Source organism: Lacrimispora amygdalina (assembly GCF_900205965.1).
GTDB lineage: Bacteria > Bacillota > Clostridia > Lachnospirales > Lachnospiraceae > Lacrimispora > Lacrimispora amygdalina_A.
This window is the reverse complement of record NZ_OAOF01000017.1, coordinates 57,814-80,431: the sequence shown is the minus strand read 5'-3', so window position 1 is coordinate 80,431 and position 22,618 is coordinate 57,814. Positions and strand designations below refer to the sequence as shown.

Annotated in this window: 22 protein-coding genes; all 22 read right to left on the bottom strand. The window is 41.1% G+C overall.

All coding sequences use genetic code 11. The features are described from left to right. Positions 1-61: 61 nt before the first annotated feature. The 22 genes from CRO04_RS19735 to CRO04_RS19630 all read right to left on the bottom strand — a co-directional run bounded on the left by CRO04_RS19735 (position 62) and on the right by CRO04_RS19630 (position 22,495). Positions 62-1,516, bottom strand: a complete 1,455-nt coding sequence (locus tag CRO04_RS19735; RefSeq protein ID WP_097005957.1) for an NADP-dependent glyceraldehyde-3-phosphate dehydrogenase — start codon at positions 1,514-1,516, stop codon at positions 62-64. 184 nt (positions 1,517-1,700) lie between these two features. Further along, positions 1,701-2,975 (bottom strand): nickel-dependent lactate racemase, encoded by a 1,275-nt coding sequence (gene larA / locus CRO04_RS19730; RefSeq protein ID WP_097005956.1) that lies wholly within the window; start codon positions 2,973-2,975, stop codon positions 1,701-1,703. A 10-nt stretch (positions 2,976-2,985) separates the two neighbouring features. Further along, a complete protein-coding gene (locus CRO04_RS19725; RefSeq protein WP_330400895.1) occupies positions 2,986-4,386 on the bottom strand; it encodes an FAD-binding oxidoreductase in 1,401 nt (466 codons plus the stop codon). Between the two features lie 27 nt (positions 4,387-4,413). Beyond that, on the bottom strand, positions 4,414-5,610 hold the full coding sequence (locus CRO04_RS19720; protein WP_097005954.1) for an electron transfer flavoprotein subunit alpha: 1,197 nt from the start codon (positions 5,608-5,610) through the stop codon (positions 4,414-4,416). Between the two features lie 17 nt (positions 5,611-5,627). Beyond that, positions 5,628-6,416: an electron transfer flavoprotein subunit beta/FixA family protein gene (locus CRO04_RS19715; protein WP_097005953.1), complete on the bottom strand. Its 789-nt coding sequence runs from the start codon at positions 6,414-6,416 to the stop codon at positions 5,628-5,630. A gap of 285 nt (positions 6,417-6,701) precedes the next feature. Next, positions 6,702-7,748 (bottom strand): XdhC family protein, encoded by a 1,047-nt coding sequence (locus tag CRO04_RS19710; RefSeq protein WP_097005952.1) that lies wholly within the window; start codon positions 7,746-7,748, stop codon positions 6,702-6,704. An 18-nt stretch (positions 7,749-7,766) separates the two neighbouring features. Further along, positions 7,767-8,462: a FadR/GntR family transcriptional regulator gene (locus CRO04_RS19705; protein WP_097005951.1), complete on the bottom strand. Its 696-nt coding sequence runs from the start codon at positions 8,460-8,462 to the stop codon at positions 7,767-7,769. A gap of 92 nt (positions 8,463-8,554) precedes the next feature. After that, positions 8,555-9,298: a class I SAM-dependent methyltransferase gene (locus CRO04_RS19700; protein WP_097005950.1), complete on the bottom strand. Its 744-nt coding sequence runs from the start codon at positions 9,296-9,298 to the stop codon at positions 8,555-8,557. A 24-nt stretch (positions 9,299-9,322) separates the two neighbouring features. Further along, positions 9,323-10,909: an ABC transporter substrate-binding protein gene (locus tag CRO04_RS19695; protein ID WP_097005949.1), complete on the bottom strand. Its 1,587-nt coding sequence runs from the start codon at positions 10,907-10,909 to the stop codon at positions 9,323-9,325. Next, the gene (locus tag CRO04_RS19690) at positions 10,906-11,892 is read right to left on the bottom strand and encodes an ABC transporter ATP-binding protein (protein WP_097005948.1); all 987 of its coding nucleotides are present in this window, start codon (positions 11,890-11,892) and stop codon (positions 10,906-10,908) included. Before CRO04_RS19690 ends, CRO04_RS19695 begins: the two co-directional genes overlap by 4 nt. After that, positions 11,885-12,673 carry an ABC transporter ATP-binding protein gene (locus CRO04_RS19685; RefSeq protein ID WP_097005947.1) on the bottom strand — a complete coding sequence of 263 codons (789 nt, stop codon included), beginning with the start codon at positions 12,671-12,673 and terminating at the stop codon, positions 11,885-11,887. The genes CRO04_RS19690 and CRO04_RS19685 overlap by 8 nt, the downstream gene beginning before the upstream one ends. Positions 12,674-12,699: 26 nt before the next feature. Beyond that, complete coding sequence (gene nikC / locus CRO04_RS19680) at positions 12,700-13,533, bottom strand: nickel transporter permease (protein ID WP_097005946.1); 834 nt, start codon at positions 13,531-13,533, stop codon at positions 12,700-12,702. Further along, entirely contained in the window at positions 13,533-14,468 is a 936-nt protein-coding gene (gene nikB, locus CRO04_RS19675) for a nickel ABC transporter permease (protein WP_242974564.1), read from the bottom strand. The genes nikC and nikB overlap by 1 nt, the downstream gene beginning before the upstream one ends. A gap of 41 nt (positions 14,469-14,509) precedes the next feature. Continuing rightward, the gene (locus tag CRO04_RS19670; RefSeq protein ID WP_097005945.1) at positions 14,510-15,244 is read right to left on the bottom strand and encodes a class I SAM-dependent methyltransferase; all 735 of its coding nucleotides are present in this window, start codon (positions 15,242-15,244) and stop codon (positions 14,510-14,512) included. Between the two features lie 159 nt (positions 15,245-15,403). Further along, the gene (locus CRO04_RS19665; RefSeq protein ID WP_097005944.1) at positions 15,404-15,607 is read right to left on the bottom strand and encodes a hypothetical protein; all 204 of its coding nucleotides are present in this window, start codon (positions 15,605-15,607) and stop codon (positions 15,404-15,406) included. Positions 15,608-15,687: 80 nt separating this feature from the next. Next, positions 15,688-16,431: a Rossmann-like domain-containing protein gene (locus CRO04_RS19660; protein ID WP_097005943.1), complete on the bottom strand. Its 744-nt coding sequence runs from the start codon at positions 16,429-16,431 to the stop codon at positions 15,688-15,690. Continuing rightward, complete coding sequence (locus CRO04_RS19655; RefSeq protein WP_097005942.1) at positions 16,428-17,159, bottom strand: ABC transporter ATP-binding protein; 732 nt, start codon at positions 17,157-17,159, stop codon at positions 16,428-16,430. Before CRO04_RS19655 ends, CRO04_RS19660 begins: the two co-directional genes overlap by 4 nt. Next, the gene (locus CRO04_RS19650; RefSeq protein WP_097005941.1) at positions 17,156-17,974 is read right to left on the bottom strand and encodes an ABC transporter permease; all 819 of its coding nucleotides are present in this window, start codon (positions 17,972-17,974) and stop codon (positions 17,156-17,158) included. Before CRO04_RS19650 ends, CRO04_RS19655 begins: the two co-directional genes overlap by 4 nt. 14 nt (positions 17,975-17,988) lie before the next feature. Further along, entirely contained in the window at positions 17,989-18,822 is an 834-nt protein-coding gene (modA, locus tag CRO04_RS19645; RefSeq protein ID WP_207654485.1) for a molybdate ABC transporter substrate-binding protein, read from the bottom strand. Between the two features lie 238 nt (positions 18,823-19,060). After that, positions 19,061-19,588: a PadR family transcriptional regulator gene (locus CRO04_RS19640; RefSeq protein ID WP_097005940.1), complete on the bottom strand. Its 528-nt coding sequence runs from the start codon at positions 19,586-19,588 to the stop codon at positions 19,061-19,063. 28 nt (positions 19,589-19,616) lie between these two features. Further along, the gene (locus CRO04_RS19635) at positions 19,617-20,447 is read right to left on the bottom strand and encodes a sialate O-acetylesterase (RefSeq protein WP_330400894.1); all 831 of its coding nucleotides are present in this window, start codon (positions 20,445-20,447) and stop codon (positions 19,617-19,619) included. Positions 20,448-20,665: 218 nt separating this feature from the next. Then, positions 20,666-22,495 carry a BCCT family transporter gene (locus CRO04_RS19630; protein ID WP_242974563.1) on the bottom strand — a complete coding sequence of 610 codons (1,830 nt, stop codon included), beginning with the start codon at positions 22,493-22,495 and terminating at the stop codon, positions 20,666-20,668. Between the last annotated feature and the right edge of the window lie 123 nt (positions 22,496-22,618).

The following is a 22,618-nucleotide window of genomic DNA, read 5'->3' as shown; positions in this document are numbered from 1 at the left end:
CCCATACCCATAAAAGACCGAAACAGCCTGCCCGAATCAACCGGGCAGGCTGTATTACGTACTATTCTGTAATATTAATGGTAACTGCTTTTGGTCTTGTCATTGCCTCTATGGAGTATCTGACTCCCTGAGTGCCCATTCCGGAAGCTTTCACTCCCAAAAATGGAAAATGATCCGGACCTCGTTCTGTTTTATTGTTAATCTGAACGGTTCCCACTTCTAATTTCTCAGCAATGCGAAATGCTTTATTGATGTCCCTGGTAAAAACAGAGGACTGCAGTCCATATTCCGACCGGTTGGCGATCTCCACCGCTTCATCCATATCCTTTACACGGAGGATTGGAAGAATGGGTGAAAATGGCTCTTTCCAGGCTATCTCCATATCCACAGTTACTTTATCCAGTAATGTAGGATAGACCAGGTTCTCTTCTCTTTTGTTTCCAATGACCAGCCTGGCACCTTTTGCAATGGCATCCTGAATTAAAAATCCGGCAAAGTCAGCCGCTTTCTGATCAATCAAAGGAGTCACTACTGATGATTTTCTGGGATCTCCCACGGATAATTTTTCAATTCTTGATTTAAGCATCGTTACCAGCTGATCCGCCACCTGATCTGTAGTAATAATGCGCTTCACTGCAGTACAACGCTGACCGGAATATGAAAATGCACCCTGTACGATATTATCTGCTGCATATTCCAAATCTGCATCTTCCAGCACAAGAGCCGCATCCTTGCCGCCCAGCTCAAGCAATAAGGGTGTCATGCAGGAGATCCTGGATATATGCCTGCCTACCTCCGTGCTGCCTGTAAAATTAATAAAATCAATCCCTTCGTGTGTTACGATATAATCTCCGATCTCACTTCCCTTTCCGGTAACCGTCTGCAGCACCCCCTTGGGCAGACCCGCATCCTGGAGTGCCTTTACTAAGTGAAGTGCACTGATTGCTCCCTGTGTGGCGGGTTTTAAAATCACTGTATTGCCGCCGATTAATGCAGGTGCAATCTTGGAGGCCGATAAATTAATGGGATAGTTGAAGGGCGATATGGCTAATACGGTACCAAGAGGAACTCTTTTTACGTAGGACATCTTATTGCGGGAACCGCCTGGGAAATTTTCCCCGCTTACAGCCACCCCTTCCATACTCTTGCCTGCATCTGCAGTAAAACGAAGAAAATCTACGGTTCTTTTCACTTCTGATACTGAGGATTTCTTATCCTTTGCTATCTCCATCATGAGAATATCCGATATCTCCTCCGTCCTCTCTTCCAAAAGCTCAGCTGCCCCATAGAGGATTCTTGCTTTTTCGAATATCGGCACTGCAGCCCATGAGGATTGCCCCTCTTTGGAATACCGGATGATTCCATCCACTTCCTCTTTGCTGATCGCCTGTATCTTACCCACAAAAGAACCGTCTGCAGGTGATGTTATGGTGATGACATCTCCTGATCCTGATTCTGTCCACTGACCGTTGACTAAATTTCCATAAATAAGATTTTCATTATATAATCCGGACATTTGATTTACTCCTTTCCTTTCTTTATAATAACCGTTTTTCTATAATATACCATAAATGTAGAATCAAATACAAAATCAGTGATACATCCTCAGTATAAAGAACGTTTGTTCCTATTGCAATAGCATCCTGTAATTTTCGTATAAATGCATAAAAAGGAGCTCCAAAGGAACTCCTTTCTAATCTTTATTTCACTATGACTCCCACTCCGTCTGGTATGACTGTTATTTTCGCATCAGCTCCTTTTATCTGAAAGGCCCTCTGCAGGGCTTCGTCAAAGGTATACGCATGCTGCATATGCATTCTCTTTATTATATCCGGATCACACAGATCGGAAACGAGTATAACGGTATGCTTCTGAAGGATTCGGGCAAGTATCTGGAATTCCCATTGATCCGGTATTGTCTCTGTCCGTCCTGTCATCATGACGCGTGCCAGCACTTCGTCCGGGCCAGCTGAATTGGCCATGGTTTCATAAAAGGACCTTCCGCCATGTCCGTCATTGCAGGCAGACACCATAATAATAACACCGCCTTCCCTGCAGACTGCCTCTGCTGCAGTCATACCCTTAACAGACTGGTATATATTCTGGTCAAGAGGGTATCCTCCATTGGAGGTAATTGCAATATCAGCTTTTACCCCCTTAACCGAAGCAAGTTCCATAACAAATTTACAGCCTTCTTCGTGTGCCAGCTCGCTGTCACCCGCAAAGGCATTGATAATGTGTTTTTCACTGTCAATAACAACATTGAGTATGAATGCCAGTTTTGCCTGTCTGGCTGCATAAAGCATATCCCTGTGAATGGGATTATTGGTGATCACTCCGGTCCTGGCATACTCACTTGCGATAAATTCAGAACAATGATTCGCCATTACTGTTTTTGCTGATGCCACACCTGGGAGGACACTTTTTCTGCCTCCTGAAAATCCGGCAAAGAAATGAGGTTCTATAAATCCTTCTGAGATTAACAGCTCTGTTTCCATAGCCAGCTTATTCAGCCACAGTTCTCCCCCGGATGGAAGAGTTCCGGCTCTTATAACGCTGTTTTCATCCTCTGACATATGGTTGATAATCACTTCATTTTCTACAATTTCATGCCCAAACTTACGGATCATTTCTTCCATGGTGTCAGGTCTGTGAAAACCGGTTGCTATTAATATTTTAATATCGATATCAAGATTCGCCTTTCTGATTCTCTTAAGCAAAATCGGCATAGTTACATTGCTTGGCACCGGTCTTGTATGATCACTGGTTATAATTACCATATTTTTCTTATTCCGGACCAGTTCTTCCAGACAGGCGCTTCCTATGGGATGATCCAGAGCATTGTTTACGATCTCCACCTGACTGCATTTCGCCTGATATGTATGTGCTTTTGATTCTAATATTGCAGCAAGATTATGATCTGGAATGACTGCTTCCAATAACTTATCTGAATACGGTATGTTTATTTTTGTCATAAGGTTCCCCCTACTGAAAAATCTTGCCTGGGTTTAAGATATTTCTGCTGTCAAAAGCCAATTTTATATTTTTCATCAGGTCTACATATTCCTGACTGTATTGCTCCAGCATATACACTTTCTTGGCAAAACCAATCCCGTGTTCTCCGGAAACCAGGCCACTCAGCTCCCTTGATTTGCTGTACATTGCTTCAAAAACGTCTGCCAGCTTTTTCTTCCAGGCTTCCTCAGTCAGTTCATCCTTTAACACATACACGTGCAGATTTCCATCCCCTGCATGACCAAAGCTACGGATCCTGATATGGAATTTTCGTTGAAGTTCATCTGTATATTTAATAAATTCAGCGATTTTATTTCTGGGAACCACAACATCACATTCATCCATATCAGTTGTCGATGCTTTCACCGCTTCCAGAAACGCCCCTCTTGCAGACCAGACGGAATCCTTTCTTTCATCCGTATCAACGATAAATACATCAGAAGCACCTTCCTTCAGACAGATATCAGCTACTTTTTCATATGCCTTTTCTATCTCTTCCTTTGAATTGCCGTCAAATGTAAGTAAGAGATATGCATCGGAAGAATTATCAGGAAATTTCTTTCCTAAGTATTCCTCAGCTGCGAGAATTACTTCTCTCTGCATAAATTCTATGGCAGTGGGAGCAGCTTTTGATTTCACGATTTCCGGAACAGTACTGATCGCCATATCGAGGCTGGGAAATGGAATTAACAATGATATCGCCTTTTTAGGCAGCGGAAGCAGTTTTAAAATGGCCTTTGTCACAATTCCAAGTGTTCCTTCTGACCCGCATATCAAGTCTTTTATGCTGTAGCCGGAAGAGTTTTTAACTACCTTACCTCCTACCTGAAGAATCTCCCCATTTGGCAGAACAACTTCCAGTCCTCTCACGTAATCTCTTGTAACTCCGTACTTTACTGCTCTCATTCCGCCTGCGTTGGTATTGATATTGCCGGCGATTGTTGCTGATTTTTCACCTGGGTCAGGGGGATAAAATAAATCATGCTCTTCAACAAAGTCACTGATTTCCATTAATAAAACTCCGGGCTCCAGGGTCAGGGTTAGATTGTCTTCATCAATTTCCAGAATCCGATTCATTTTGGACATATTTATCATAATTCCACCGTAAACCGGGACGGAGGCACCAACTAAACCTGTTCCTGATCCTCTGGCCACAACAGGAATTCTGTTATCATAGGCGTATTTCATGATCTTAGATACTTCCTCTGTCGTAAGAACATCCACTAATACATCCGGTTTCCTGCTTATACCGCCCATTTCATCGTGACTGAAATCCTCATTAATTTTTTCATCGGTAAATACTCTGTCCCTGCCTAATACAGATACCAGATATTCAACGTCTCTGGTATCAATTTTTTTATAATCCTTCACATTCATTCCCTCCTTGATTCGTAATGTTTATTCCGCTCCTGCACACTTTAATTTACTTACCAGCTGCGGTACGATTTCATAAATATCCCCTACGATTCCATAATGAGCGGTATGAAAAATAGAGGCATTTTCATCTTTATTAATTGCAAAGATGCGGTCTGAATGATTCATCCCTGCGACAAACTGAACAGCACCGGAAATTCCCAGTGCGATGATCAGCTTTGGCTTCACCGTTCTGCCGGAAAGACCAATCTGCTTCTTAGCCGGAATCAGTCCTGCTTCCACAAGAGGTCTTGTACCTGCAATCTGAGCATGCAGCACATCTGCCAGATCCTGCACCATGACCATGTCTTTTTCTGATTTTACGGCTCTGCCGACTGCAATGATCACTTCTGCATCTGATATGTTTTCTTCTGCCTTTTTCTTTATTACCTTCAATACCTCAATCTGTGATTTCAGTTTTTCTTCATCCAGTTCACATACCGTTATTTTTCCTTTTGAATCAAACTGTCTCTCCGGTGCATTCATGATCTTGTATCTGACCGTAGCCATCTGGGGTCTTGTATTTGGACATATAATCTGAGCCATAATATTGCCGCCAAAAGCCGGTCTTATCTGAACAAGATCTGTGTTTTCCTTCATTTCCAGTATGGTGCAGTCTGCAGTTAAACCGGTTCTGAATCTGGCGGCCACTCTGGGAGCAAGAGATCTTCCTGTAGTTGTGGCACCGACAAGTATGGAAGACGGTTTTACTTTATTTATAAAATCTTCCATAACAGCCGTATAAGTCTCGATCCTGAAATCCTTCAATTCTTTGTTATCATATACAAATACTTCATCTACACCGTAGTGCAGCAGTTCTTCTGCTTTTTTTTCTATATTATGGCCGATAAAAATGCAGTACACCGGGAAGTCAACAACGGCAGCAAGCTCTCTGGCTTTTCCGATCAGCTCCATTGTCACCGGATGAATGGTTCCTTCCACGTGCTCAACATAGACGGCAATACCTTTCCACAGGCTTTTATCAATCTTCTTTGTCTCTGTTTCAATAAATTCCATCACTCCTGCCGGACCTTTTTTCACACATATCTTACACATTTTACAGCCTGCATTTACCTGTACTTTTCCATCTGTGTATTCAATTGCTCCAAAAGGGCAGACCTTTAATAATTCTTCTATATTTGACTCATTTACTTTTTCCTGGTTACATATTAATTTGCCCATAAAATCCCCGCCCTTCTTTATATAAATTTCAGCTCTTTCAGTTTTGCAGCCATTTTCAGACTGAGTTCATCGCCTGTTCCAGTCCACATTTCCCTGTCGTTGTTGACTGACGGAGGAAATATTCTCTCAACCTGTGTAGGAGATCCGTTTAATCCATATTTCATTTCATCTTTATCCTCAAATTCATTTATGGTCAAAATTTTAATTTCTTTGTCTTTTACCTCTGTCTTTCTCTTATAGGATGGCAGTCTTGGCTGAAAAATATCTTTTTCAACAGTGATTAAACAGGGAAACTGAATTTCAGCCACTTCAATGGCATCTGGCATATCCATTTCCACAACGACTGACTTTTCTTTTAATTCTACAATCTTTAATACGTTGGTGATATGAGGGATTTTAAGATATTCCCCCATCTCCGGTCCCACCTGGGCCGTATCGCCGTCCGTTGTCTGCTTTCCGCACAGGATAAGATCAAAATTGCCCATTTTTCTCACACCCTGGGAAATGGTGTAAGAGGTAGCAAGTACATCTGCACCTGCAAACTTTCTGTCCGTTATTAAAGCTCCTTCGTCTGCTCCCATCATATATGCTTCTTTAATAACCTCTTTTGCCTGAGGCGGTCCCATGCTGATCACTTTCACCGACCCGCCCCGCTGTTCCTTCATTTTCAGCGCCGTTTCTAAAGCATACAAGTCATAAGGGTTCATTTTTGAATCTACACCATCTCTCTTTAAAACACCAGTTACAGGATCCACTTCCACCTTCGAAGTATCCGGAACCTGTTTGATACAGACTAAAATTTCCATTCCTATCCCTCTCTTTCTATGTATTAAATATAGTGTGGCAAATCATACAATCAAAAAATGAATGTGTAATGCTTATTGGTATAATGGTCTGACCACTTGTGACCATAATATCACATTTTTAAAAAAACATCTATACATTTTTAAAAAAACATCTATACATTTTTAAAAATAATAGTAAAATTTAATAAAAATATTTTCTAATCAACATAAAAAAAGCAGAGCACAAGTGATAAATTTACTAATACAATCACTTATGTTCTGACTTTTTCTAACTGTTTATATAGTTCAAATAATTTCTAACAATACATCAATAACCCCGCCGCATACCATGCCTTCCACTTCTGCATCTGCTACGGTCATATCCACATGGCAAAGCAGAGCTTTCTCTTCATCACTGTGCAGCATATGGAGGGCTTTTTGCATAACCTCTGACTCCATGCATCCGCCGCCAATGGTTCCGATGCATCTTCCTTCCGGCGTTACCAGCATCTTAGTTCCCACATCCCGGGGAGCAGATCCCTTTCTTGCCACAATTGTTGCCATGACGTTTCGTCCGTTTTTTTCATCCTGATTTAAAATCGCATGCAATATCTCTTTTGAATATCCGCTCAGACGCATCTTTTTATTTTTCACTTCAATAATTTCCGCCATAATGGATACGCCGATTTCAACGGGAGTCTCAGCGTTGATATTCAGTCCAATGGGACTGTATACCTGATCGATAACCGCCTTTTCACAACCATTCATCAACGCGGCTTCCTTTACCTTTGCCACCCGCAGCCGGCTTCCTATCATACCGATATAGGCATGTTTTTTTCCGGCAATCAGTTCCAGACACGTCTGATCATAGCGGTGGCCTCTGGTCACAATAATAAAATACGTATTGCTGCCGCCTTGCACATATTTCAGTCCCTGGTCAAATGGCTCGCATATAACTTCTGACGCCCCTGCTCTGCGCGCATTATCCGCAAATTGGGGGCGGTCTTCAAGTACTGTAACCTTGCAGCCCATCATCAGACCAATCTGTATCACCGGAATCGACACATGACCTGCGCCGCAGATTACAAGATGAATGTCCTGTCCCAGCCAGTCACAGAAAATGCGGCTGCCATCAAGGATAACCATACCTTTTCTGCACTGTTCCTTGTCGCGGACCGCTTTTAACACCTCTTCACCGTGCCTGGAAAAAAAACCGGATTCTTTCGTCTCAAAGATAAGAATTTCATCAGAAAACAAAGCCTTCTGGCCAAATGCTTCTCCATCTAACACGGTTGCCACCACGTTTGTGCTATCTGGATTGCAGTCTGCAATTGCCCGATATAGTCCTGTCATATTATTCTCCTCAGATCCTCAGATCATTTTACTATATTTGTTCGTATAATCCAGATGCTGCCGCATCGCTTTACGCGCTGCTACAGAGCTGTGCATTTCAATTGCCAGATAGATCTCTTTATGCTGTGACAAAAGCATCCTTTTGTTTTCCTGATCTTCAATAATAAACTTTCTGGCACCTTTAATGAAGTCATCTATAAGAAGTGATACAGTTCTTAAAATGTTAAATATTAATACATTCTCCGAGCATTCTGCAATCTTATAATGCAGTTCTTTATCAATCATTGCATTCATTTCCTCATCCATGCAATTCTCAAACCGCTCCATAATTTCTTTTAATTCGGCTAACTGTTCATCCGTTATTCTCTTTGCAGCCAGACCGGCAGCTTCAACTTCCATGATCTTTCTCAGTTCCAGTATGTCCCCAGGATTGGTTCCTTCCAGCATATACATAATTGATAAAGGTTCGAACAAATTATCCTGAAAGCTTGATTTGATAAAATTACCTTCTCCCTGCCTGCATTCAATTAAACCTATGACTTCTAATGCACGGAGAGCCTCCCTGATGGATGCTCTGCTCACCTGCAATTCTTCAACTAAATCTCTCTCAGAAGGAAGCTTGTCTCCTTTTTTTAAAACTCCGTTCTCAATCATTGCCTTGATTTGATCCATCACCTGTTCATAAACCTTTGTGTTTTTGATTGGACTGAACATCTTATCCTCCTGCCTGCTGACATATTTCATACTATTATACATTTAAAACCATATTAACTCAACACCATCAGCAGGTCAAGTATACGCCGTCATCATTTTTTTGCTGCTATTGCAAAGATCGGTGTGGGATTATAAAACTGATTTATTTCACTATAAATTCTGTCTCCCACCTGTTCATCAAGAATGATCTCCTTAAAACCTGCAGATCTCAGTAGCTGGACATCCCAGGCAGGTCTTGGATTTGAAATAGGGCGCAGCTCAGTCTTTAAATGCTCATAAGCGCTCCATTGTGCCTGTGTTATTTTAGCATGCGCATGATTATCCGGCAGATTCTGCGGTTTACTCTCTCTGCTGTAATCCCCGTCAAAATTAATGAGTACACCCTCTTTTTTCAAAAGACAATGCCATTTTTGATAGGCTTTTGAAAGATCCGGCAATGTCCACGCAACATTGCGGGTGACAATCGCATCAAAACTATTGTCCTCAAAATCCGGATTTTCTGCATCCATTACATAAAATTCAGCAGGTATCCCCAGAATTACCGATGATTTTCTTGCTTCAAGAATCATTTTTTCAGTGAGATCAATTCCAGTCAGATCGTGGCCTTCCGTTGCAAGCAGAAAGCAGAAAAAACCCGTTCCTGTGCCAATATCCAGTATTTTAAGACCTTTTCTTGCAGGAAGATACTTTTGAAGCTCCTTCAGCCACTTCTGCCGCATATCAGAATTCAGTTCCTGCATTTTCAGTTCATTAAATGTCTCCGCCCGTGAAGTCCAATAATCTGTTACCTCATCTTTAATTTTCTCATTTAAACTGTTGTCATATAGCTGAGTCATAAGTGCCCTTTCCTCCGATGCGTGTCAATTATTAACAGATGTATTTTCATCAACCCAGTAAAAATCCGCAGGGGTAGAATCAATTCCATCAACTTGATTCTTCATAACAAAGTTCATAACCGGATAGCAAAAATAAATCGCCGCAGCATCATTAAGTAGTATCTGCTCTGCCTGTCTGGTCAGATCTTTTCTCAGTTCGGGATCTGCGGCCACGTGTACCTGATCCATAAGAGCATTGAACTCCTCATTGTTATATCCTGTTGCATTATAAGTACCACCCGCTTTAAAGTATGTATTGATCTGGTTTTCCGGATCACCGCAGTTCATAATGTTAATGCTCATACAAAGCAAATCATAATCACCAGTCTTTAGCATGTCCATAACAGTCTGGGTATCGTGCACTTTTAGTGTAACTTTGATTCCCACAGTGGCCAGTGCTGCCTGGGCTGCCTCAACAACGATCTGCTGTTCCGGACGTCCGGTATAATATACAAACCGAAGATTTAATGGTTCACCAGACGGTGTTTCCCGGAAACCGTCTCCGTCAGTATCTGCAAATCCTGCGTCATCCAGTAATTTCTTGGCATTGTCAGGATTGTATACGTTGGGATCCGTCAGAGTATCATATCCATAATCGGTTGCGGAAGTTATAAGAGTTTTACCTGGAACATACTGATTTTTCAGCAGATTTTTACAGTAAGAATCTTTATCCTGCATTTGAAGAATTGCTTCACGAAGCACCTTGTCACCCAGCTGTCCGTTCTGATTCATAAAACCAATGGTTGTACGTCCGCTGGGGTTTGTTTTAATCTTAAAGTCACTGTTTTTTTCAAACGTACCTATATCATTCATGCTGACATTATATACCGCATCGAAATCACCTGACTGAAGTCCCATACTGATTGTGGACTGATCCTCGGAATAGATAAATTCAATCCGGTCTGTCTTCACTTCACCATTCCAGTAATTTTCATTCTTAACCACCACACATTTCTTTGTTGCTAAATCAAAGGATTCACATACAAACGGACCGGTTCCGATTGGTCCATTATCAGCGATTTTACTGTTATCAACAGAAGTGTCTATGATACCAAACAACGGATCAGCCAGTTTGTTTGGCAAAATGGGTTCTGGCTTTTCCGTAGTAATAACCAGTTTCTGACCATCCGCTTTTATAGAAGCAGGCGTAAAATATTCCTCACCTCTTTCCCCATTCTCAAAAACATTCTCCAGAGATTTTTTTACTGCCTCTGCGTCCAGTTTGTTTCCATTAGAAAATGTCACCTTGTCCTTTATGGTAAACGTCCATACCGTATTGTCATCATTGGAGGTATAACCGTCCTCTGCAAGCCATCCGGTTATGGAATAATCATCATTCATTTTTGTTAATGTCTGACATATGCCATAGCGGATCGGATACCACCCGTTATATGCCTGAATAGGGTCCAATGTTCCGGCAGACTGGGCACTTCCGATTACCAGCGTCTTCTTGCCTTCTGCTGCGCCGGCTGATGTCTTTGCATTTGAGGACGCTCCGCACCCGGACAGTAAAATACCGCACACAGCTGCGGATATAAACACTGCAATTATTTTTTTAACTTTTATTTTCATAAACAGCCTCCTATGTAAAACGAGTCATTATATTGATGACAGGCTACCAGGTGATATGGCTCTATTTCCTTTAAGACTGGTTTCTCTGTCTCACAAACCTTTCTGCAAGCATTGCATCGATTTCTGAATGGACATCCTTCCGGTACATTCAAAGGGCTGGGTACTTCACTTTCAATACTCACTATTTTCTTTGAAAAATCCATATGCACGTCAAAGATGGAATCCAGTAATTCCTTTGTATATGGGTGTCTGGCATTAACACTGACTTCGTTCCCATTGATAATCTCTACAATATTACCCAGATACATGACTGCCACCTGATGCGCAAATTGCTGTACCAATGCCAGATCATGAGTGATAAATCCTATGGATACTTGTTTTTTGTTCTGCAGATTTATAAGCAGTTCCACAATCGCTTTCTGCGCAGAGACATCCAGTGCTGATGTTATTTCATCACAGATAATTACTTCCGGTTCCAGTGCAAGGGCTCTTGCTATCCCTATACGCTGGCGCTGTCCTCCGCTCATATCGTGAGGAAAACGTTCTGCAAAGCTTCCCGGAAGTTCAACCATTTCTAGAAGCTCCCTTGCTTTTGAATCCATTTGTTTTCTATTAATTAACCTGAAGTTAAGCAGCGGTTCACATATAATTTCTTTCAATTTCATCCTGGGATTAAATGCTTCTGATGGATCCTGGAATATCATCTGAATATTTCTCCGGCTTAAGCGCAGCTCCTCGCCTTTTATTTCCAGCACATTTCTTCCACGAAAGAAAATTTCCCCGGAATCCGGTTTTTCAAGGCCCACTGCCATTCGCGCAAAAGTGCTTTTTCCACATCCGCTCTCTCCCACGATTCCAAGAGTATGGTTCTTATAAAAATTAAGACTGACATCCTCACATGCAGTCAAAATCCTGTTTCCGGAAAGCTGGAATCTTTTTGTGACATGCTTTGCTTCAAGGATCCGTTTTTCCTTCTCATACATGGTAACTGCCTCCTGCCGGCGGCACTGCAGCTAAAAGCTTTTTCGTATAATCCGCCTGGGAATGATGCAAAATATGGTCCCGGTTACCGCTGTCTGTCACCCTCCCATCCTTCATGATCAGAATACGATCAGACATGTATGCTGCCAGAGCCAGGTTATGTGTTATCATAATAATACCTGTACCATAATCTTCTCTCAGCTTCATCATCTCCCCCACAATCTGAGCCTGGGTAGTCACATCTAATGCACTGGTGGGTTCATCTGCAAGCAGCAGCTTTGGTCTAAAGAACATGGCAAATGCAATACCAACACGCTGTTTCATACCACCTGAAAGCTGAAACGGATAGCGGTTCATAATATGCTCCCCATCAGGCAGCCGTACGTTCTTAAGCATCTGCACGCCTTTTTTCCATGCTTCTCTTCTGGTATAAGCACCATGTTCACGGATATATTCAACAAACTGAGATCCAATTGTCCGTACCGGATTCATCATTGCCCCTGAATCCTGAAAGATCATTGAAATTTCAGTACCACGGATCCGCCTCCAATCATTACCCGTATTGTCTAAAAGAGATTGTCCCTCAAATAAAATGTCCCCTTGCGTCACAGTTCCCTGTCCCGGCAGATTTCCAAGTACAGCCCGGATAACAGAGGTTTTACCGCTTCCGCTCTCCCCAACCAGACAGCAGATTTCCCCCTGCTTTATATTCAGAGAGAAATTCTCCACTGCAGGCTTGTCACTATTCTTATATCGAACCGTAATATTTTTTATTTCCAGCATTACTTCCTCCTGCTGCCAGACTATATTCAATCATTACCCGTATCAAGAATGTCCCTCAGACTATCTCCCATCAAATTAAAGATTGCCACAACAATAAATATGGCAAGTCCTGGAAAAAACATCATCCATGGGGAATTCTGCAGATAGGCACGCCCTTCATTTAACATCTGACCCCATTCAGGGGTTGGGGGCTGTGCTCCAAATCCAAGGAATGAAAGCGCAGCCAGCTCAAGCATCATAGAGCCCATATCTGTGGCTGCCGTAACAATCAGAATCGGCATTGTCATCTTAAGTATATATTTTCTTAAAATATATCCGGTCCTTGAGCCTGTCAGTACCGCTGCCGACATATAGTCCTTATTCTTTATTCTCAGCACCATGCTCCGGGCAAGACGTGCATACTTCGTCCAACTGACAGCTACGATCGCAATCACTGCATTCATAAGACTGGATCCAAGAATTCCCGCAATTGCAATTGCAAGCACAAGGCCGGGAAATGATATCATCATATCGGAAATTCTCATAATGACAGAATCAGCCAGTCCGCCGAAATAACCTGCGAGAATGCCCAGCGACGAACCAACAAAAAATGTGACAAATACCAATAACATTGACGATGCCAGAGATGTACGTGTTCCATAAATAACGCGGGAAAACAGATCACGTCCCAGTTTATCCGTTCCGAACCAGTGATTTGCATCAGGCGGCTGTTCCACATTGGATATCACAGCCTCATATGGATCATGTGTTGCAATAAAAGGTGCGCAAACTGCAACTGCAGCAATGAACAAAGATAAAATGAAAAAGGCCGTGAACTGTTTATGTTTTTTGCAGAATCCAACTATTTGCCCCACTGCCATCACCTCTCTTTCGTTCTCGGATCTAATATTCCGTATAATAAATCAATAGCCAGATTGACCGACATATAGATCAAAGCTGTCCAGAGAACATATCCCTGAATCAGCGGGTAATCTCTGGCTGCGACCGCTGATACGGCAAGGCTGCCTAATCCCGGATAAGAAAAGATGACTTCTACAACCGCTGTTCCTCCAAGAAGCGATCCTAAGGACAGGCCGGCTAATGTCACTAAAGGAAGAAGTGCATTGGGAAAAACATGTGCCCAGTAAACTGTACTCTCCTTTATTCCTCTTGTCCTGGCTCCTACAACATAATCCTTATGTAATTCTTCCAACACTGCGGCTCGAACCTGCCTGGTATATTTTGCTGCCATGGAAAACGCAAGTGTGACAGCAGGCAGAATCAGTTTCTTAATTCCAGTATCATTGGATATGACCGGCAGAAGCTTTAATTTCAGAGCAACAATATAAATCAGCATAACTCCAAGCCAGAAGCCTGGCAGAGATATACCAGCAAACGAAAAAACGCGTATGATATAATCTGCCGCTTTATTACGCTTCACTGCTGAAATGACTCCAAAGGGGACGGAAACCGCAAGCATAAGAATCATGGAAAACAGTGTGAGTTTTAACGTTGGCCAAAGTCTCTGTAACAGTACAGTTACCACCGGTTTGTTCAGTGAGTAAGAAGTTCCAAAATCTCCATGCAGGCAATTAAAAAGCCAGTTAAAATACTGCATCAGAAAAGGATCATTTAATCCCATCTTCTCCCGCATTGCCTTAAGCACCTCTTCACTGGGTACGCTTCCATTGGCTGCATACATTGCTTTAACCGGATCACCGGGTGCAAGATAAATAAGGCAGAATGTTAAAAAGCTGATTCCAAACAATACGATGATAAACTGCAATAAACGCCCGGCTGTCTTCCTCTTCGTCACCTTTCTCTATTCCCTTCATTTGCTAATTAATGATTTCTTAATCACAATTTCCTGGCACAGATCTCGAACAATGGAGATTCTCCATAAAGATCTTTTTCCCATTCCTCATAAATATTTTCGCCAATGTCGGTCTGTATCTGTACACTCATACCATAGTTTTTTAAAATCTCTTTATCCCATTCAGGCCGCAGCGTACTGGTCAAAGGAGCTGATGCAAAAAACTCCATGTTTTTAACTGCTACAATCTCTTTCTTCCCATATCTGCGAAAATACCGTTCTTCCCTCTCTCTGACACGTTTCAGCTTGTCTTCATCAAAAAAATGGAGATGCCAGTTGGCATCATAGATCAGCAGCAGACCATTCTTTTTTAGAATTCTCTTCCATTCACTGTAGACCTGTTGCGGATATTCCAGGGTCCATGTAACATTTCTGGTCACTATCACATCAAATTCTTCATCCTGAAATTCCAGCTGGTTGAGATCCATCTTTTTAAATTCTGCCGAGACGCCCAGTTTCCCAGCATTGTCTCTGGCACAGGCAATCATTGCATCCGAGTAATCAATTGCCGTTACCCGTTGCCCTTCTTCTGAAAGAATACATGCAAAAAAGCCTGGTCCTGTACCTGCATCTAAAATTCTTAATCCTTTTCTTCCTTCCAGGTGTTCCCCAATCTGCCTTTTCCAGGCATCTTTACGGAAGGATGACAGCTCTGAAATTATGTAACGGTTATAGTCTTCCCCATCACCCCAGGGTTTTTGTCTTTCATCTCTGTTCATTCATTCTGCTCCCCAATCCTGTCTGTATATTGTTTTGTATTATACTTTAATACTCCTTTGCTCACAAGCCATGGGAGGGGATATATTTTCTGTTTTGTATCATTCTGCCCAGGACAAAAAAACCTGAGCATTCCGCTCAGGTCTCTTAATCAGTCCAGTTTATAAACGATTAAAAATAACAGTCTTTTCCTTCATGGAAATCTTACCTACCTGATATCCATATTCCGCCAACTCTTTCTTGTATGTCAAAAAAGAGTGATCCAGAGGTATTCCCGCAATCTCACCAATTTCATCAAAAGTCAGTTTAAATGACGGAGTGCCATTCATTTTTACATATTCCCATAAGGCATTGTATTTGCTCATCTTTCCCTCACTTTTCAGAATTTATCGTTCTTTACAGTAATTAATTTATCATTTATTTTACCATAAAGCAACAGCCAGCATTAAGCAGAGCATGGGCATAACCGTTTTAAACCCAGAAGTTTTGCAGCCCCTGCAACTGTTATCCCAAAAAATATTACTTCTTTTCCAATATCAAAATACTGCACTATCGTTCCGTTACACAGCGTACTTCCTGTACACAGTACCACATCTGACCAGTCAAGCACAACTTCTTTATAATCATCAATTCCGTGTTCCACTTTTATCCCGTACCGGGTCTGTCCCACATTTTTCGGATTTAAATCAAGGACACGTACTGTAAAGTCCTTAGATAATGCTTCCAGAATAGATGGCTGATATCCGATCAGTGCTATTTTCCTATCTTTATAATCTCTTTTTACAATATCAAGTATTTCTCCAGCACAGTTTTCCGGTTCTTCTGTACGGCAATGAACCGTATGTTCAATCAGCCCTATTTTCGCCATAACTGCATTCAAAGATGCAATAAAAAGGCCCCGGCTGTGAAGATCCTTATCCAGATCCAATGCAAGGATTTCACGAAGAGTTCCTTTAAACTCCGAGGGTGCGTCAGTAAATGCCTGTCCTTTCGCCCCCTGATATTCTGCCTGCAGCATCACCTCCCTGCCGGTGAGTATGGGAAAATCCTTTCTCCTGGTATTGCCGATTGCTTCTTCCGGAGTCAGGCTCTTTGACACAATATGTATCTCATCCATAGTAAGACTGTTTTCTTCCACCAGGGTCTTAAACTTATCCTTTAATAAATCCATTAACTCTTTCTGGTTCATACACACGCTCCTTTCATAATACCAAAAAAATGATTTAATTCTTCATGTTCATAGAAATCAAAAAGCTCATCACTGTTACGCACCGCTTTTAAACAGCCTTTATCCATAATTCCGACCCTGTGTGCAAGTTTTTGGGCTTCTGTAAAGTCGTGAGTAACAAATAAAATCGCACAGTCAAATTGCTGGTTGATTTTTAAAAGCTCCTGATACATGCCTGCCTTGGTTACAGGATCTAACGCGGAGAAAGGTTCATCTAACAGTAAAACACCAGGGTCTAACACCAGGGACCTTGCCAAAGCCGTACGCTGCTTTTCTCCTCCGCTTAATGTGTCCGGATACTGTTCCAGTATGTGGGATATGGACATAATCTCAGCCATATGCCCCACCTTCTTAGCGATCTCCATTTTAGATTTTCTCTGCATTTTTAAGCCGTAAGAGATATTCTTTCTCACCGTCATATGGGGGAAAAGGCCATAATCCTGATAGACAAAGCCTATTTTACGCTCAGTCAGAGGAGTCTTAAGAACATTCTTCCCTTCCAGAAAAATCTCCCCTTCCAGGTTCCGGTAAAAACCGGCGATCGATTCCAAAAGCAGGGTTTTTCCTGCTCCGGTCTTTCCCAGAATTGCGAATATCTCCTTCCGGCGAACATCAAAGGATATATTTTTTAATTGGAAATCACCCATTTTTAAGAAAACATTTTTTACTTCAATTGCTGATACCATCATTGATTCACATCCCTTACCCGTGTATGATGTCTGGAGATTCCTCCAAAGACGGTAGTGACGGCCAGAGACATTGCTGAAATTATCAGTAATATGATGGCACAGGCCATTGCCATACCATTCTCTCCGGTAGATATATTTAAATAAATGCTTGCTGGCAGAGTCTCTGTTTTCATTCGCGTAACACCCACCAGCATCAGCGTTGCTCCAAACTCTCCAAGCGCACGGGACCAGACAAGCACAATCATCGTGATAATAGATGGTCCGCACAAAGGAAGAAGTATGGTGTAGAACCGTTCCCAGCGGGCAGCGCCCAGCGTACCGGCAATAAATTCAAGCCTGTTATCAACCTGTGACATAGCATTTTTCATAAGCCTTACTGCAAAAGGCAGATTAACCGTCAGCTGTGCCAGAATAATACCTTTTCTGTCAAACACAACCTTAAAGCCCAGATTCTTTAAAGCCTTTCCGAATTCTGAGGAGAATACCACCAGGAGGCACAGCCCCAGAACCAGGTAGGGAAGGGCCAGTGGCATCTCGATTATGATCTGGGATGCCTTTTTAAACGGCATGGCCGTTCTGGTTAGGCCATATGCGCATGGAATGGCAAGAATCGCGCAGATACTGGTGGAGATGCTTGCCGTATAGATACTCAATCCGATGGAAAATCTTACCTCTCCGGAACAGAGGGCTTCCCTCAAATAAGGGAATCCTCCGATAATAATGGAAAGGAGTGCAAATAAAATAAACAGCACGATTCCCGCGGTTATCATAATCGATAAAATATCAAAGATATTATAGGAATGTCTGTCTTTCAATGTATCTCCTCGCGTTATTCATTTTTTATCACCTCGTAGCCAAAATTTTCCCAGATTGCATGGGAAGTATCAGAATCCAGAAAGTCAAGAAATGCAGCAAGTGCCTGAGCGTCATCACAATAGGACAGGGAGGCAGCCGGAATGGTTTTTATGTATTTTTGCATCTCATCCGTATCCACGATTTCCACCGACGTATCCGTCACATTCTCTTTCCAGACTATTATGGCATCGCATTCGTCTACGATGAGGGCGTTGAAGATTTCCGGTGCTGTGGTTGTCCTTGCTATTACATTTACTTTATCAAGTATACCTGCATCAGTAAGTGCCTTGTCTGAAATTTTCCCAATAGGTGTTGACTTAGTATCACCTAAAACCAGACGTACACCTTTATCCGCCAGATCCGCCAGTCTGGTTATCTTTAATGGATTCCCTCTTTTAACAGCAAGGACAGGTATGTGCCGGACCAGGTCTTTGCTTGCCGTGACCACATCGCTCACCGGTTTTAACTCATCAGCAGAACCTGCAACAAACAAATCCCCTTCTTTTGCAGTATTAATCTGGGTCTGAATCTGCCCTGCATTGGCAAAGGTGAGCTCTAAATCGCATCCGGTCCGGGTCTTGAATGCATCGGCAATCTTCTGAAACGGTTTTGTCATTCCTGCGCCGCAATACACAGAAAGTGTATGACCGCTTAAATCGGTTTTTTCTGCCTCTGCAGCCGTCTGTGTAGTTTCCGGTTCCGCTTTCTGTTCAGATTTCGTTTCCTGGGTGCCTACGTTTTGGGCGCACCCACTGAGACTAAGAGAAAGTATTATTGCCCACATTGTAATTACACATGTCTTTTTCATAACATCTCCTCCTTATGTTATTTCTAATAATTCCAATATTTATTTCTCAGTGTATTCCCTTACTTATTACCTGTCAACAGAAGAAACCCTTTTGTTTTTAAAAAACGGCGGTATACTTCCATTTTTCACCAAAAGGGCCTTTATAGTTTATTTTAATAAAACAATTTCGTATATTCTTTATTTATGTCTGCAATATGATAAATATAAAGTGATGTTTCTTTTATCTTACAAATTACCATCACATCTTTTTTTTATTATCCATATCCTTTAACAACCCTTCAAACCACTGTACATTAACCAAGTGATGGGAACGTGAATTTTCCAGCATTTTTCTGAAATAATCAGAGATAGTATCATCGTGCTGAATTGATTGTTCTAATAGAAATATTTTCTTTTTAGTTTGCTCAATTTGTAGTTCAATTAATTTTTTTAACTCATTATTATTATACTCATTTCCAAACAGCAGGGCTGTATAAAAAGTCAAATTTACATAGTCGGTTTTAGAACCATATTTAAACATCAGCTTTTCAAATTCCCTGTTACCTGCTTCAGTGATAATATAATTATTCGTCTCTCTTGTACTCTCTGACTGGTTAACCTTCTTAATATATTGTTTCTCTTCTAATTGCTGCAGATTGTAATAAAAGGATCCTTTGGTGAAATTTACAATATATTTATAGTGCCGCTCTTCCATTAAGGTTAATAATTCATATCCATGAGATCCCGGGTTTTGTTTCAATAGACCTAAAATTAGTAATGGTATCAAAAAATACCTCCCCTAAAACATAATTGATTTACATGACATGAGATAGAAATTCCTCAAATGATATTTTTCCCATAGCAAACTCCATACTTTTTATATATCTCGTTTCTGTTTTGGTATATGGTCTGGATTGAAGAAGGCTTATCAATTCATTTTCATTCATCAATGGCTTCAATACATGATGCTTATTAGAAAAAGCATCAAAATATCGTATCCCGAATTTCCTTTGAGAAATTGCATTAAAATGTATACCATCATGATTCGAAGTTAAACCTGTTGCTGTGACAAAGTAACAATTATCCTGTTCGAATGCAAACCTTTGTAACTCCTGATTAATATATTCATATTCCGTACAATTTTTCCCAAATCCTTCTTTGCCCAAAAAATCACCTAAGCCGCCAATAATAATTGGAATATCCGGGGCATTCAACTCTTTTCTTAAGGTCTCAATGATTAATAACAATTTATTATAGTATACTTTGTAATTACCATTAACACTGTCGCTTTCTCCCTGATGCCACAGAATTCCAGCTAAATCACTACTTTGCATCGCAAATTCAGCTTCCGTAACCGCATGTCTGAATAGCACCTCGTCTACAGCCCACTCATCCAGTACGCTTCCACCTTCCGCACAGGGAATCAGACCAATCACATCATCCTGATTCTGACGACACCATGCATCTGCAAATGAACCAGCGAGACTTATTCCTGAAACAGGGCGATCATAATTAATGGGTTCGGTCATCATCTGCCATCTTCCATTACGTAACATTTGTATTCTTTCATTATAAATAGGCGGTACCTCATGAATAAAACCTCGACCAGCCATATTAGACTGTCCTATCATTAAAAAAGATTTCATTATTTTTTATCCTCTCTTTTGTTTGTAATAATTCAACACATCATTAGTCTAATTAGACTATCCCCTTTTGATTATTATAATCTAATTAAATTAAATGTCAACTGGTTTGTGATTGGAAGCTGATATTACAAAAAGCACCTGCCGTTTCCTATATGCCCCTGTAAAGCCAAAGGAGACCTATGAAACAGCAGATGCTGATTTGAGACTGATTTAGTTATTTAAACATTATTTTTTTCTTCTTCTGTTTTATTAAATTCAGAATTATCAGAAATTGATGCAATTTCTTCCTGCAATACTTCAGAGATGGCTTCATTCAGGAAATGTTCTTTTTCAACTTTTACCAGGCTTTTTCGCACCGCTTCTTCAATCTCATATTCCTCCTGCAATCCAATCTTTAAGGAATAAACCAGCAAAATCAAGAGAACCGCAAAGGGTAAGCCTGTCATGACAGAGGCTGTCTGCAGTGATTTTAAACCGCCTCCAACCAACAGCGTTGCCGCTACAACGCCTTCCATAACAGCCCAGAATACACGTTGAGGAACTGGTGAGTCAAGCTTTCCACCTGATATCAAGTGGTCAACGACCAGGGATCCGGAATCTGAGGAAGTCACAAAAAATACTGTTACCAGAATAATTCCCACGGTAGATAACAGTGATGTCCATGGTAAATGTTTCAGCATGGCAAACAGCGCTACTGATACATCCTGTGAAACAACAGTTGCAATATCTCCTATATTATTTGTCTGCAGATATAATGCTGTTCCACCAAATACGCTCATCCATAAAAAAGATAACAAAGACGGAATCAGCATAACACCTAGTATGAATTCTCTGACAGTTCGTCCTTTTGAAATACGTGCAATAAACATTCCAACAAACGGAGACCATGAAATCCACCATGCCCAGTAAAAAATTGTCCATGCGCCTTGCCAGGAGGTGTCCCGGTAGGTCTCAGTCCAAAAACTCATCTCCAGAAGTTCTGAAATATAATAACCTAAATTCTGGGAGAATCCACTTAAAATATATACGGTTGGTCCTGCAATCAATACAACAATCATGAATACACCAGCCAATACCATATTAATCTCACTGAGCCGTTTTACACCGCCGTCAAGCCCCAGGACAACGGAGATGGTAGCAAACCCCGTTATAACTATAATAAGCACGATCTGTATTCCAGTACTCATTTGAATTCCAAATAAATAATTTAAACCGGCATTAACCTGTGCAACTCCCAGACCTAATGATGTTGCAAGTCCAATGAGTGTTGCAAGTACTGATAAAACATCTATCATATTTCCTAAAATTCCATAAATCTTATTTCCTACCAAAGGATAAAACACAGATCTGATTGTCAATGGCAATCCTTTATTGTAAGAAAAAAAGGCAAGTCCCAATCCTACTATGGAATATATTGCCCACGGATGAAATCCCCAATGAAAAAATGTAGTTGCCATTGCTGCCTGTGCTGCCACCGCGGATCCCTTCTCGATGCTTCCAAACATAGGCGACGGATTCTGTAAATGGCTAATTGGTTCTCCAACACTCCAGAATAACAGACCAATTCCCATCCCTGCACTAAGTAACATCGCATACCAGCCAAACTTACTAAACTCAGGCTGTGCATTATTTCCACCAATCTTAATGTTGCCGAATCTTCCAAATGCAAAATATAACGCTGCTATGATAAAAATATTCGCTGCCACGACAAAAAACCAGCCTGCATTCCTTATGACCCCTGTCATTAATCCGGAAAATATATGTTCTGCTTTAATCGGAAATAATAAAGTTAATAATATAAATACAAACAATAGAGCAACGGAAATCAATGTAACCTGTGGATGTATATCGAAACCATGGCCTGACCAGTTATTCTCACCTGGTTCCTGTCGTCCTTCTTCATCAAATAGTGAAGGGGTAAGTCTTATCTGTAATCCCTTAAACGGTTTACGATTTTTAATTGCTTTTCTACGTGCTTCTTTTTCTGCTTTTTTTAACTTTGCTGCTAATATCTTTTTCGATTCAAGTTCTTTCTTTTCATCTATCAAACCTTTACCTCCTAATTTATATCTACTATAGTTTAACTTTAAATCCTTAATTTGTCAATTTAGATGCACTACTATTGTAAATTTTTATACAAATAAATTTTATTAAACCAATTAAAAGTATAC